12 protein-coding genes are annotated in these 14,053 nt (G+C 61.9%); 5 read left to right on the top strand and 7 right to left on the bottom strand.

What is annotated here, in order from left to right:
- Both Q0H50_RS02060 and thrH read right to left on the bottom strand, forming a co-directional pair.
- A partial coding sequence (locus tag Q0H50_RS02060) for an NADH-ubiquinone oxidoreductase-F iron-sulfur binding region domain-containing protein (RefSeq protein ID WP_294418865.1) occupies nt 1-332 on the bottom strand: 332 nt, incomplete at its 3' end.
- 278 nt (nt 333-610) lie between these two features.
- Nucleotides 611-1,216: a bifunctional phosphoserine phosphatase/homoserine phosphotransferase ThrH gene (gene thrH, locus Q0H50_RS02055; RefSeq protein ID WP_281624902.1), complete on the bottom strand. Its 606-nt coding sequence runs from the start codon at nt 1,214-1,216 to the stop codon at nt 611-613.
- Nucleotides 1,217-1,464: 248 nt separating this feature from the next.
- Between thrH and Q0H50_RS02050 the strand changes: the two genes are divergently transcribed.
- The 4 genes from Q0H50_RS02050 to Q0H50_RS02035 all read left to right on the top strand — a co-directional run bounded on the left by Q0H50_RS02050 (nt 1,465) and on the right by Q0H50_RS02035 (nt 6,524).
- Entirely contained in the window at nt 1,465-2,139 is a 675-nt protein-coding gene (locus tag Q0H50_RS02050) for a response regulator transcription factor (protein ID WP_294418863.1), read from the top strand.
- Entirely contained in the window at nt 2,136-3,326 is a 1,191-nt protein-coding gene (locus Q0H50_RS02045; RefSeq protein WP_294418861.1) for a sensor histidine kinase, read from the top strand. Before Q0H50_RS02050 ends, Q0H50_RS02045 begins: the two co-directional genes overlap by 4 nt.
- 84 nt (nt 3,327-3,410) lie before the next feature.
- The gene (locus Q0H50_RS02040) at nt 3,411-4,280 is read left to right on the top strand and encodes an ABC transporter ATP-binding protein (protein WP_294418858.1); all 870 of its coding nucleotides are present in this window, start codon (nt 3,411-3,413) and stop codon (nt 4,278-4,280) included.
- 12 nt (nt 4,281-4,292) lie between these two features.
- On the top strand, nt 4,293-6,524 hold the full coding sequence (locus Q0H50_RS02035) for an ABC transporter permease (protein WP_294418856.1): 2,232 nt from the start codon (nt 4,293-4,295) through the stop codon (nt 6,522-6,524).
- A 184-nt stretch (nt 6,525-6,708) separates the two neighbouring features.
- Here the strand turns inward: Q0H50_RS02035 and Q0H50_RS02030 are convergent, their stop codons facing one another.
- Both Q0H50_RS02030 and Q0H50_RS02025 read right to left on the bottom strand, forming a co-directional pair.
- The gene (locus Q0H50_RS02030; protein ID WP_294418855.1) at nt 6,709-7,506 is read right to left on the bottom strand and encodes a class I SAM-dependent methyltransferase; all 798 of its coding nucleotides are present in this window, start codon (nt 7,504-7,506) and stop codon (nt 6,709-6,711) included.
- A gap of 4 nt (nt 7,507-7,510) precedes the next feature.
- Nucleotides 7,511-8,707 (bottom strand): cysteine desulfurase family protein, encoded by a 1,197-nt coding sequence (locus Q0H50_RS02025; RefSeq protein ID WP_294418853.1) that lies wholly within the window; start codon nt 8,705-8,707, stop codon nt 7,511-7,513.
- Between the two features lie 481 nt (nt 8,708-9,188).
- On the opposite strand from Q0H50_RS02025, the gene Q0H50_RS02020 reads away from it, so the two are divergent.
- Entirely contained in the window at nt 9,189-11,162 is a 1,974-nt protein-coding gene (locus tag Q0H50_RS02020) for a GNAT family N-acetyltransferase (RefSeq protein ID WP_294418852.1), read from the top strand.
- Between the two features lie 72 nt (nt 11,163-11,234).
- Here Q0H50_RS02020 and Q0H50_RS02015 read toward each other — a convergent pair whose 3' ends face one another.
- Genes Q0H50_RS02015 through Q0H50_RS02005 form a run of 3 tightly spaced genes read right to left on the bottom strand, consistent with a single transcriptional unit; the run spans nt 11,235 to nt 14,036 of the window.
- A complete protein-coding gene (locus tag Q0H50_RS02015; RefSeq protein WP_294418849.1) occupies nt 11,235-12,008 on the bottom strand; it encodes an ABC transporter ATP-binding protein in 774 nt (257 codons plus the stop codon).
- A complete protein-coding gene (locus Q0H50_RS02010) occupies nt 11,995-13,035 on the bottom strand; it encodes an iron ABC transporter permease (protein ID WP_294418847.1) in 1,041 nt (346 codons plus the stop codon). Before Q0H50_RS02010 ends, Q0H50_RS02015 begins: the two co-directional genes overlap by 14 nt.
- Nucleotides 13,036-13,043: 8 nt before the next feature.
- Complete coding sequence (locus Q0H50_RS02005) at nt 13,044-14,036, bottom strand: ABC transporter substrate-binding protein (RefSeq protein WP_294418825.1); 993 nt, start codon at nt 14,034-14,036, stop codon at nt 13,044-13,046.
- Nucleotides 14,037-14,053: the final 17 nt, after the last annotated feature.

Genomic DNA, 14,053 nt, shown 5'->3' with positions numbered 1-14,053 from the left:
CCCTCGAGCAGGGCGTTCGCCGACTCGTAGCCGATGGCGCAATCCGACGTGTCGCGCACCATCTCGGCCAGCGCGCGCATGCGCTCGACCTCGGCGGCGTCGGCCTTGCAATCCACCAGATGGCGCAGCATGCCCGCCAACTGGGGCAGGCCGTCGCGGCACGGCACGCATTTGCCGCACGTTTGCAGCGCGCCCTCCTCGAGCAGCGTCAGCTGCTGCGCCAGAGGGCACATGCCCGGCGGCATGGCGTCGACGCGACGCTTCTGCCGGTCCAGGAACCCGCCGATGCGGGCATCGTCCGCCGAAGCGGGCGCAATGGACAATCTCGTCATTTCTCCCCCGTTTCGCCTGCTTAAGCAGGCTTGCAACGCTTATATGGCACGGCAACGGTGCACGCCGCCCCATCTTACTCCTAGTGTTTTGATACTTGCGCAGTATCCTATTGTACACGGCAGCGGTTCAGGTTTCCGTCCTGTTAACCTTCCGAAGAAACACAAGCCGCAAAACAAGAAAAGGCCGTCGCCGAAACGCAAGCCGAAAAACGGCGAACGCTCCAAGCGACGGCCCTCAAACGAACGCGAGCCCGCGCCCCTTCCGCGCAAAACCCGCCTTACAGCGCGGCCTTGATGGCGCGAGACAGATCCTCGAAGGTCTCGTACGCGGGAATCTCCGGATGCTCCGCCTTGATGGTGACGGTACTGCGGAACAGGAAGCCCGCCTTCGACGCCTTGATCATGCCCAGGTCGTTGTAGCTGTCACCCGAGGCGATGGTCTCGAAGCCGCAGGAATGCAGCGCGCGGACCGTGGTCAGCTTCGTCTGATCGCAGCGCATGCGATAGCCGGTGATGGTGCCGTCGTCGGCAACTTCCAGCGTGTTGCAGAAGATGGTCGGCCAGCCGAGCTTCTCCATGATGGGCTGGGCGAACTGCTCGAACGTGTCGCTGATGATGATCACCTGGGTCTGCGCGCGCAGATCGTCCAGGAACTCCTTGGCGCCGGGCACGGGCTGGATGTCGGCGATGACTTCCTGAATCTGCGGCAGGCCCATGCCGTGACGGCGCAGCACGTCCAGGCGGAACTGCATGAGCTTGTCGTAGTCGGGCTCATCGCGCGTGGTGCGCATCAGGTCGGGGATGCCGGCCTTCTCCGCGAACGCGACCCAGATCTCCGGTGCCAGCACGCCTTCCAGGTCCAGGCATACGATATTCATTCCCATGGGGGTTCCTTTCACGCCATCGTTGCTTTCGCAAGCCTCTGATGCGCATAAGCATAGGCTAACCCGCCAGCGCGCCCAACCACGTTCCGGTCAATGCCGCGAGCGAAAGGGGAAACGGCACCCGATGAGGCAAACGCATCCCTGACAGATAATGCTACGTCCCCAAAGCGTCAGGCTTATGACGAAACGCCGGCAACCCGCGGCATTGCGTTATTATCGGCTCATCCGTTCGATATGGAAGGGGACCGATGGCGCGGTTGTTCATTGTCGAGGACGATGCCTCCCTGCGGGAGAATCTTGTGCGCATGCTCAAACTTAAAGGGCACGAATGCCTTTGCTGCGAGTCGTTCGCGAACGCCGCGGGCGAAGCTTTGGCGGCATGCCCCGACTGCATCCTGCTCGACCTTTCGCTTCCCGGCGCGTACGGCCACGAGATCTGCCGCTCCATCCGCCAGGAAAGCAACGTCCCTATCATCGTGCTGACCTCATCCGATAGCGAGTTCGACGAGGTCATGAGCATGAACGTCGGCGCGGACGACTACGTGGTCAAGCCCTATCGCCCCGCCGCGCTGCTCGCCCGCATCGACCGCGCGCTCGCGCGCAGCGGCTCCGCCGACCCAGCGCGCGGGTGTCTTGAGCACAGCGGCGTTTCGCTCGACCCCGTGCGCGCCGAGGTCTCGTATCGCGGCAAAAGCGTCGAGCTGTCGCGCAACGAGCTGCTGATCCTGCGCATCCTTATGGAGAACGCGGGCTCCATTATCTCGCGCAGCGAGCTGATGGATGAGCTGTGGCAAACCGACGCGTTCGTCGACGACAACACGCTCACGGTGAATGTGAACCGCCTGCGTCGCAGCCTGCAATCCGCAGGCGTGCCCGAGGATTTCATCACCACCCGCCGCGGCCTGGGCTACGTGGTCCGATGAGCGCCGCGATTCGGGAAAGCCCCACGCCGGATGCGGCATTCAGCTCGGCGGGCGGCCCGGAGCCCAACTCGCCCATCGAGCCGCCACGCGGCACGCCCGCGCAACCCACCGCCGACGGCCGCGCCGACCGCCCGGAACGCGCCTACTCCTTCGGCGCGTGCCTCCGATCGCACGCCGGGTTCGCGATCGGCGCGATCGCCCTGATAACCGTCGTTGCAGGCATCATGGCCGTCACCGGCTCGAACGCTTCGGCGATCGCGCTCGTTTCCCTCTGCGAAGCCCTGTTCGCCAGCGCCGCGCTTGCGGCCGGGTTTTTGCGCGATCGAGAGTTCTACCAGCAGCTGGACCTGTTCTGCGACTCGCCCGAAAACGCGCGCTACCTCTCGTCGATCCTGGACGAACCGCGCACGCTCGAAGGCTCCATCGCCTACCGCGCGCTCGCCGTGCAGGGCAAAGCCGCCTCCGACGAGCTTGCCGCCCGTTCCCGCGATATGAAGGAGTACCGCAACTACGTCGAGCTATGGGTCCACGAGGCAAAAACGCCCATCGCATCAGCGCAGTTAGCGCTATCGAACCTTCACGGCCCCGAAATCAACAAGGTGCGCGGCGACCTTGACCGCATCGAATCCCGCGTTGAACAGGCGCTTTACTACGCACGCTCGGCAACGCTGAGCGAGGACTTCTCCATCGAGCAGCTCAACCTTGCAGCCCTCGCGCGCAAAGCGTGCCGCCAACGGTCCCGCACGCTCATCGGCGCAGGGATCTCGCTCGAGTTCGCCATCGACGAGGCGCTCGAAGTGCTCACCGACGCGAAATGGACCGACTTCATCATCGGCCAGGTTCTGGAGAACTCGGCGAAGTACGGCGCGAAGACCATTCGATTCGAGAGCACGGTGAAGGACGCAGGCACGAAAGACGGCTGCATCGAGCTGGCGATCAGCGACGACGGCGATGGCATCCCCGCTGCCGACGTGCCGCGCGTGTTCGACCGCGGCTTCACGGGAAGCCAGGGTCGCACGCATCACAAGGCAACGGGCATGGGGCTGCACCTAGCCGCCGTTGCCTGCGCAAGAATGGGCCTTGGCCTGCGCGTTTCCTCAGAAGAGAGGACGGGCACCACCATCGCGCTGACCTTCCCGCTCGACCGCACGCGCATGGATTTGGCAGCTAACCTTACAGGATCGTAAGGTTGCGGTAAGGCCCTTCGATGGCTCCGTTTTCGCGGGCGCCGCATCATGGGGATACGCCGAATCGAATAGAAAGGAATCCCCATGACCATGGTTACCGCAACCCCACCGGCAGGCATCGCGAACGCAAGCACGCCCGACAGCCGCAACGTCCTGCTTTCCGTGCGCGATGTTCGGAAAGTCTACGGCTCGCGCGAGGCCGTCACACGCGCGCTCGACGACGTATCGTTCGATATCTGCAAAGGCGAGTTCGTCGGCGTGATGGGCCCATCGGGCTCGGGCAAGAGCACGCTTCTGAACTGCATCTCCACCATCGACACCGTGACCAGCGGAAACATCATCCTAAACGGGCTCGATATCACGCAGCTGCGCAGCCGTCAGCTCTCCAAGTTCCGCCGCGACGACCTGGGCTTCATCTTCCAGGACGCCAATCTGCTGGACACCCTGACCGGTTTCGAGAACATCGCCCTGGCCCTTACCATCAAAGGAGAGAAGGCCGACGCCGTCCGCACAAAGGTCGACAGCACCGCGAACATGCTGGGCGTAACGGACGTCCTGCAGAAATACCCGCGCCAGATGTCGGGCGGCCAGCGCCAGCGCGTGGCCGCGGCGCGCGCCATCGTCGCCGACCCGAAGCTGGTCCTTGCCGACGAGCCCACCGGCGCGCTCGATTCGCGCAACGCCGCCGTCCTCCTTGAAACCCTCGAGGTATTGAACGCAAAGCTGCACGCCACCATCATGATGGTCACGCACGACGCGGTCGCGGCTTCCTACGCCGATCGCATCCTGTTCATCAAGGACGGCAAGCTGTTCAACGAGCTGCGCCGCGGCGATGACGCCCGAACCGATTTCTACCAGCGCATCCTTGAGGTTCAGGCGTTCCTTTCCGGCAAGCAGGGCGACTCCCCCGCGGTCGGATTCGCGCCCTCGCACGCTGCCAAGCCGCGCAACTAGGCGGTGGCCATCATGTTGATGAAACTAGCCTTGCGCAACGTGCGCCGCAGCATGCGCGACTACGCCGTGTATTTCGTTACCCTGACTTTGGGCGTGGCGATGTTCTACGCCTTCAACGCCATCGAGGACTCGCGCGTGCTCTTCGAGGCCCAGGAAGGCGCCGCGAACGTGTTCCTGGCATCCGGTGCGAGCATTTTCGACATCCTCGCGCAAGTCATGACCTATTTCAGCATCGTCGTCGCCGTGGTTTTAGGCTTTTTGGTCCTGTACGCCAACCGATTCGTTGTTCGGGCGCGCAAAAAGGAATTCGGCACGTACCTGCTTTTGGGCATGAGCCCGCGCCAAGTCTCTTCGGTGGTGCTGATGGAAACGCTGATCGTCGGCGTGATCGCACTGCTGGCGGGCCTTGGGCTGGGCTTTTTGATCTCGCAAGCGATCGCCTTCGCCACGGCTGGCCTCATCGGCGTGGCCATCAGCGACTATCATCTGCTGTTCAGCGCCCGCTCCGCCGAGCTGACGCTGGGGTGCTTCGCGCTCATCTTCGTTGTAGTCGCCCTGTTCAACGCCGTGCAGATTTCGCGCTGCAAGCTTGCCACGCTGCTTTCGGCTAACTCCCGCAACGAGCGCATGCCCGTGCGCAACCCCATCGTCTGCCTCGTTGTCTTCGTGCTGTCGTGCCTGATTCTGGCGAAGGCGTATGCCGAGCTCAACCTCGACGGCCTCGTGTACTTCGGCGAGCACTTCCGCACCGCAACCGCGCTGATGCTCGTCGGCACGCTGGGCCTGTTCTGGTCGGCATCGGGGTTCTTCATCCTGCTGATCCAGCGTCTGCGCGGCGTGTATTTCAAGGGATTGGCCATGTTCACCATGCGCCAAATCGCCGCGAAGGTGAACACTGCGTTCGTGTCGCTGTGGGCGGTTACCATTCTTCTATTCTTTAGCATCGTTGTGTTCTCCACGGGCTTTAGCCTGGCGTCGCTGTTCTCCGATCAACTGGAAGAGAACACCCAGTTCGACGCGTCGATCCGCGCGAGCCTGATGGCGCTTGACATCTCCGACATGGAAGCGGTGCCGGCCGACCAGTATGGCGGAGAAGAGGAGAAGGCGGCCGCAATCCAAGAGGTCGAGGCCCAACGCAACGAGATTCACAACCTATGGCAGGCGAACGACGGCTCCACCGCAGCGTATCTCAAGTCGCTCATCCCCGATTGGGACGAGCGCGTGACCGGCTCGGCTCAGGTGGACACGTGGCTTGCAAACGATTTGACGAATAGGCAGCTTATCGATGCCTGTGGTTTTACCCTTGAACAGGTTGGCTCTGACGAGAACTCCGCTATGGCCGACGAGGGCGTGCAGTATGTGCCGTTGTCGCAGCTCAACGCCGCGCGTCAACTTGCAGGCGAAAAGCCGATCGAGCTTGGCGAAAACGAGTACTTGGTCGATAACACGGTCGACAAGTCGACCGACTACGCGAAGGCTCTTGGTCGGAAAGGTCGTACCATCACTGTCGATGGCCATGAGTTGACGGCATCCGGGCAGGTGGTTTCGCAATCGCTTCAGGTAAGCAACATGAGTTGCCTTATCGCCGTACTGGTGGTTCCCGATGAGCTGGCAGCGGAAAGGTTCGCTGCAGGTGATTTGCCGTACCTGAGCGAGTTGAACGTCAACCTGGCTGGCGACTCGAAAGAGCAGGCCATGAAGGATCTGCTGGCCGAATACGGCAAGGCCGTTCCCCCGAGCGAAGAGCTTGCCGAGATGGGCTGGACCTACGATTCCCGCGCATGGCCGGTGTCCTATTACGACACGAGCGAGGGCATTATCGCCGACAGCATGGGACTTAAACTTCTCCTGGTTTACCTGGCGCTTTACGTTGGATTCATCTTCCTTATGACCACCGCGGCGGTTCTTTCCGTCCAGCAGCTCTCCGAGGTGGCGGACAGCATTCCTCGTTACCGCTTGTTAGCCCAGCTGGGATGCGACAGGGGCATGGTGCTGCGAAGCCTGCGCACGCAGATCGGCATCTACTTCGTGGCTCCGCTTCTGGTTGCAGGATGCCATTCCGCATGCGCGATCAGCCTCCTGTACGAGAACCTGCTGTCGCTTTGGGGCACGGGAGCGGTTTCCGGCACGCTTGCCATCGGCATCGCGCTGGTGGTTGCGGTGTATGCGATCTACCTGGTGTCCACGTACCTGGTCGCACGATCGGCAGTGATCTCCGGCGCAGGCAAGAAGCTGCTTGCGTAGGTTGATTTCCCGCAAACCCAGATTGCGCGCATGAGAGAATCGCCGTAGAACGCGAATCGCATGTGCGGCAGATGCTTTGCAAACAGCAACTCGCAAGCTGGCAGAGCGCGATCTTGCCGAGCGGCGCGAATACCGAAACGAGAAAGGGCGGTTGCCTGCGAACGATTCGCATGGCGGCCGCCCCTTACTTTACGCGCAAAACCACGTACTCGTTCAAGTTGCCCGTCTTGCCATCTGCCTCGAAGCGGCTTAGAAGCTCCGCCGAATCCGCCACCGCCGCCAACAGCCGCTCGATTTCCGGCTCGTCGAAATGATGGCAATAGCGGTACAGCCCCTGCGTGTCCTGCCAACCCAGCAGGTAATCGTTCTGAGGCAGCTCGGGAAGCCCCAGCTCAACGAGCGCACGGCCCGTGGTCTCCTGCGCCTTGCGCGCCAGCTTCTCGCTGTTCAAGAACCGCCAGAAGCTCACAGCCACGAACCCGCCCGGGCGCACCTTCGCGATAAGTGCGCGCAACAGCTCCCCGCGCCAGCGCTCCAACGGCACATGATGCATGAACCCGAACGATACCGCCAAGTCGCACGACGCATCCGGCACCTCAAGCGCTTCCCGAAGGCTGCCACCGGAAAGCCGCTCGATCGCGTCAAGATTCTGGAAAACCATGCGGGGCAGCGCATCGAACTCGCTTCGCTCCCCCGCTTCCACCAGCGGATCGCAGTTATCCACCGCATAACCCAACAGCATCCTGTCAGGTAAGGCATCCGCCAAATACCGCTCGAAACGCAGATTGCCACACGCCAGATCGAGCACACGCAACGGGCCCTTCCCATCCGCCAAGCCCATGACCTCGAGCAAGCGCACCCAGCCCTGCCATGGCGCCTGCCGCGTCTGCGAAAACGACTCCGCGTTTGCTCGATAGAACTCGCTGGTCAGCGCACACAACCGCAGCGCCAGCCCCTCTTCGGCGCCCCCATGCAATTCCATATTCTTACGACTCGCGCATCTCTCGCGCGCATTGCGCCAGCACGGCGACGAAGCGATCGACATCTTCCGGAGTATTGCGATGGAAGAAGCTCACGCGCAGCGTCTCCTTGCCCTCGCGAAGAGGGATGCCCGCCGCCTGCAGCGACAGCGGATGCTTCGGACGCCACGTGCCAGGCGCGACGGTGGTGTGGTTCTCCTCGCACGCCGACGCGCGCGACACGCACACGCGACGTCCGGACAAGTACTTCACCGACACGGCGTTAGGCAGGCCCGGCACGCTAACGCTCAAAATGTAAGGGCTTCCGCCTTCCGGTGCATGCACCACCACATCGGGGATTTCGCGTTTCAAACCCTCGATGGCGCGCTCGCGAAGGCTTGCAGCGTATTCCATATCCGTTTCCATATGCGCCGCCGTGATGCGCACGGCTTCGGCCATGCCCACGGCAAGGAACACCGGCTCGGTGCCCGAGCGCAAACCGCGCTCCTGGTTGCCGCCGAACGCGGTGGTGTGCATGGGAAGCCCGCGCTGCACGTACAGGATGCCGATGCCGCGCGGCCCGCCGATCTTGTGCGCGCCAGCCGTGAGCAGCTGCACGCCCCATTCGCGCGGATTCACCGGCATCTTGCAGAACGCCTGCGTGGCATCGCAGTGAAGCGGCACGCCCGGTGCCAGCTCATCGCGCAACTGCGCGATTTCGGGGATGGGGAAAATCCAGCCCGTCTCGTTCTGTACGCGCATCACCGAGATAAGCGAGGTGGGACCATCTTGCAGATGCTCTGCCAGCTGCTCCATGTCGAAGCCTCCGTCGAGCGCATCGACGTAGCGGCAATCCCAATCATGGTCGCGACGCATGCCGCGAACGGTGCGGGTCACCGAAGAGTGCTCCAACGTAGAGGTGATGATCTTGCCCGGGTTCTCGCGCTGAGCCAAGCACGCCCCGCGTATGGCCAGGTTGTTCGACTCCGTCGAGCCGGACGTGAAGTAAATCTCGTCAGCATCCACGCCAAGCACACCGGCGATAACCGCGCGACTCTCCTCGAGCATCTCTTTTGCGCGGCGTCCCACCACGTGCGGAGATGAGGGATTGCCCCAGCCGTCCATCATCACTTCGTGCATGCGCGCAAGCACCTCAGGATAAGGAGGCGTCGTTGCGGCGTTGTCCAGATATGTAAGCGGCTTGTCCACGGGCATTCCCATCATTGCTTCGTTTCGTTCTTTCCTTTAATTCTAACGTGGCCGTTTAAATGGCACTAAACCAACATCACTTGGGAACTGATTTCTCGATAAGCGGATAATGCCTGTTCACTGGTTGTTTTTCCGCTTTTTCGATAAGTGTTCTGCATCATCCAGGGCTTAATCCGCCGAGCATTTGCATGGAACCGCCGCGCACGCTTCGCAAAGCCTTCACGTGTATGTCGACATTGTGCAGAAAGAACCGATGTCGAGCGCTCCCCAAAGCCCGAAGCGCTTCTTGGCGCTTCCATGTCCGCCGCACGATCAGACCCTGCCGCTCCCGCATCCGCCACTCGCCAAACCCCGCAATCGACCCGTTCCCAACCATAGCTACCGCATACCCTGCTCCTAGCTTCGCACGCGACCCGATATACACAGTTACACGGCTTTTCTCGACACGGGCGCGCCGTCCCTTCGCCCTTTTGCGCGATGCCGTACAATACCGCCTATGGAAAAGACACTGCAGAACATCCTCGGCGAGATCCGCCGCACCAACGCCCCGCTTGCCCCCGATGCGCTCGATCGCATCATCCGCACCCGAAACCGCGAGGTGGCCGGTCCTGTTCGCTATGTAGCGAAAAAGAAGCTGCTACCGTTCTATCAAGAAGCGAAGGAGCATCGCCCGGAGCAATGGCGCACCTGGGGCGTCTCGCCCGCCGAAGAGGCCCTGCTGGTTCGGACGCTGCAGGTCAAACCGCGCCGCACCGCCTCCGGTGTGGCCACCGTCACCGTGCTCACGAAGCCCTGGCCGTGCTCGAGCGCGTGCCTGTACTGTCCCAACGACGTGCGCATGCCGAAAAGCTACCTGCACGACGAGCCGGCCTGCCAACGCGCCGAGCGTAACTGGTTCGACCCGTATCTGCAGGTCACCGCCCGTTTGCGCACGCTGCATCAAATGGGGCACGTCACTGATAAGGTGGAGCTCATCGTCCTGGGCGGCACCTGGAGCGACTACCCCGAAGCGTACCAAATCTGGTACATGCACGAGCTGTTCCGCGCTCTGAACGACATGAGCCGCGAAGCCACGGTAGAACGTGAATCAGAAACGCGCCGCGAGCAATACCGCAACGCCGGCATAGCCTGCGAGCGAGACGACCTTGCCGACTGGGCCGCCGAAGCACAAGCCCGCGTCACTGCCGGCAACGCCTCCTACAACGAAACGGTTCGAAACCTGTACGCTTGCGGAACCCGCGCGGACAACGATATTCCTCATCACCAACCGGTCGACCGCGACGCCGCAACCGTCGATGCTTCTTCTTGCCCCGATACAACCAACGATGCGCAGAGCGCCTTCCTCGAATCTGCCGCGTTCAACAGCCTGGAGAACGGCATCTCCGGTAACGGCTGGGCCGCTGCCGCGCAATGGCAGACTGCAACGTTTTCCCAGCTGGAAGTCCTTCAGCGCAACAACGAGTCCGCCGAGCACCGCTGCGTGGGCCTTGTGGTGGAGACACGCCCCGACGCCGTCACGCCCAAACGGCTTGCCATGCTGCGCCGTCTAGGCTGCACGAAGCTGCAGATGGGCATCCAAAGCCTGGACGAGCGCATCCTTGCCGCGAACCATCGAGGCATCGGCGTCGATCGCATGCAGCAGGCTTTCGAGCTTGCCCGCATCTTCGGCTTCAAAACGCATGCGCACTTCATGACGAACCTGCTCGGCGCAACGCCCGAAAGCGACGCCGTCGATTATCGCCGCATGGTCGAACATCCCGCCTTCAAGCCCGACGAGATCAAGCTGTACCCTTGCGCGCTTGTGGACGGCACGGGATTGGTCGCGCATTGGCGCGACGGCAACTGGCGCCCTTATACCGAGCAGGAGCTGGTCAACCTGCTAGCCGATGACGTGCTGATCACGCCGCCGTTCACGCGCATCTCGCGTATAATCCGCGACATCTCGGCACACGACATCATGACCGGCAACAAAAAAGTGAACCTGCGTCAACTGGTCGATCTGGAACTCGCAAAACGAGCCCGACCGGTGCAAGAGATTCGCTCCCGCGAAATCGCTTTTGGGGCCGCCGCAAGCGACGAGCTCTCGCTTTCGGAAATCGCCTACGAAACGACGAACACCCACGAGGTGTTCCTGCAATGGACAACGCCCGACAACCGCATCGCGGGCTTTTTGCGCCTGTCCATGCCGAACGCCGAATACGTGAGAGCACACGCTTTCGACCTACCCATTAACGCCGGCGAAGCCATGATCCGCGAGGTGCACGTATATGGGCGCGTTGCCGGCCTGCACCAAGGCGGCGAGAACGCCCAGCACCGAGGTCTTGGCCGCAAGCTCATCGAGCGAGCCTGCGATATCGCCCGAGAAAACGGATACCAAGCCGTAAACGTGATCAGCGCCATCGGCACACGCGGCTACTACCGCAAGCAGGGCTTCGCCGACAACGGCCTGTACCAACAACGCCGGTTATGAGCCAATGCCCCCGTAGCGTTCCGGCTCGCCACCTTTTAAAAGATGGCGAGCCGGAACGCTACGGGGGCAGATTCATTCACGCGACTCGAAAGGGACCCAGGCTGTGCCGCAGCTTGTCTGCACGTGCTCCAAGCGCACGCCGAAGGACTGCTCGATAGCAACACGAACGACGCTATCCTTCGGTTCACCCCGCGCGGCCAAGTGTCCTCGCTCCATCACAAACACCTGGTCAGCAACCGAAAGCGCCAGGTTCAAATCGTGAATCACCGCGACAACCGTCTTGCCGCGCTGCCGAACCTGGCGAATCAGCCGCACCATATCGAAACACGCCGCCACGTCCATGAACGACGTTGGCTCGTCAAGCAGCACGATCGGCGTATCTTGCGCTAGCACCATAGCCATGCGCACGCGCTGCCGCTGCCCGCCCGACAAGCTCTGCAGCGGACGATCGCGCAGCTCAGGCACGCCGGCAAGCAAAAGCGCCTCGTCGATGCGTTCTTCGTCTTCCCTGCTCAAGCGCGAAAACGACCCACAGCACGGGAACCTTCCGCACATCACCAGCTCGCGCACCGTCATCATCGGCGCCTCTTGCTGCTGCACCAACACGCCTAAAAGACGCGCTCGATCGCGAGCAGCCAGCGACGACACATCGCGCCCGGCAACGCGCACGCGCCCCGACGTCGGCTTCACCAGCCCCATGGCAAGTTTCGCAAGCGTCGATTTCCCGCAACCGTTCGGCCCGACGATGCAGCTGATGCTCCCTTTCGGAAACGACGCGGAAAAGCCGTCGAACAAAAGGCTGCTGCCGTACCCGAATACGACGTCGTCGAACTCAAGATCGCCCATCGACTTCTCCTTTCCGCGAACGAAGAATCAGATAAATGAAGAATGGACCGCCTATCAGCGCCATGCAAATTCCCACAGGGATCTCAAACGGCGCGAACAGCGTGCGTGCAACGGTGTCACACGCGCACACCACGATGGCCCCGACAACAGGCGAAAGCAGCAATACGCGACGGTTATCGTGACCAGCGAAGAAGCGAACGATATGGGGGACGACCAGCCCGACGAACCCGATAAGCCCGGCAAAGCAAACCGAGGCACCCGCCAGCAGCGCCGCAAGCGAAAGCAACGTCAGCCGGGTTCGCCGTACGTTCAACCCCAGCGCGTGCGCACCCTCATCTCCCAACGACAAGATGTTAAGACGCGTTCCCTGGCCTGCGGCCACAAGCAGCCCGATGCAGATCGCGCACCCAGGAATCACCAGCTCAGACGTCATCACGCCCGAAAGACTTCCGACCAAAAACCCGGATGAGTTCACGTAGGCATCCGGATTGAAAATAAGGATCGCATTCATTCCTGCCGTGAATATGGACGTGAGCGCCGTGCCGGCAAGCACGATGGTGAGGCGCGAGGCTCCTGCGTACGACGATACGAAGAACACCAGCAACGCCGAGGCAAGCGCACCCGCAAACGCACCGGCTGCCGACACGCCCAGCGCGTGCGGAGCCACGCATGCGAACAGCAAAACGAACAGGCCGGATCCAGCGTTGACGCCGATGATGTTCGGGCTGGCCAGCGGGTTATTCAGCGTTGCCTGGATAAGCGCGCCCGCCTCGGCAAGCGCCGCACCGGCAAGCACGCCCCCAAGGACGCGCGGCACGCGCACGTTCGCCAGCACGTTCACAGCCATGTCTGACGCGTTGCCCATAGCGTACGCCACCACGTCTTTTGCACCGATAGACGAAGACCCCAGCGCCAGACCAGCGAACACCACGCCGGCAAGCGCCAAAAGCAGAACAAGCAGCATCGTGCGAAAGCGATGTCGCGCGCAATCCGTCGCCGCAACCGTTTTGAGTCGATTCCCGCGCACGAATCAACCTATTCGCCGTACAGCGCATCGAACAGGACTTGATACGCCTGATCCCACTGAGCATTCGGCTTGTACTGGAACAACTGCGGATCAAGCGTCACCACACGATTGTTCTTCACTGCATCAAGCTGCGCCCATGCCGGGTTCTGCGTCGTCTGCTCGGCTAGCGCCTGTTGCGCCGCCTCATCCGAATTGCCCATAGGTAGAAGGAAGATGGTTTGCGGATTGTCCTGGATCAGCGACTCCAGGCTGTAATCGGACAATAGGCCTTTATCGGAATCGGCGATGTTCTGCGCACCCAAATCGGCAAGCATGGTCCCCGTCTGCGTCGAGGAAGACTGCACGCGCGTGCCGCCCGAATACGTGGTCAGCACCACGGCGCTGCCAGATTGCTTTCCTTCCGCCTTCGCGCAAATCTCGGCGATCCTATCGGCCGGACCCTGACCGTTTTCCGCATACGCTTGCTCGTCGCCCGTGATATCGCAGCAGGTACGCAGCATGCGCAGATAGTCCTCGAACGTGGTTACCTTGAAATACGCCACGGGGATATTCGCCGCCGTAAGCGTATCGGCCAACTCGGTTTGCGCAACACCGCCGCCGCGGCCGCTGCTCGACCCCGTCAAAATCACGAAATCGGGGTTGAGCGCGATGATCGATTCGGCGTCGAGCGACGAGAAATCGCCGATCTTCTGCGCATCAGACGCAATGTGGTAATCGGAGAAAGCGTCGTCGGACGCACCGACCAGCGTACCGCCGGCCAGCTCCCACACGTTTGCGAAACTGCCCATGCCGGCAACCACGCGATCATGCGACGTAACCGTCACTTCGCGACCCAAATCATCGGTAAAGGTATACGCGCCCTGCATGGCCGACGCCTTCGTTTCGCCCGCCTCAGATGCAGCGGGATCTCCTTGCGACGAGCACCCCGCCAAAGAAAACGACCCTACGCCCACAACCAACGCGCACGAAAGCGCAACGGCCCTATTTGCAGCCTTATTCATTGCTTGCTCCTTTTGGA

Origin of the sequence: uncultured Senegalimassilia sp. (genome assembly GCF_934632265.1) — a bacterium.
Taxonomy (GTDB): domain Bacteria; phylum Actinomycetota; class Coriobacteriia; order Coriobacteriales; family Eggerthellaceae; genus Senegalimassilia.
Note: the sequence above shows the minus strand (reverse complement) of the source record. Positions and strands in the feature narration are given on the sequence as shown.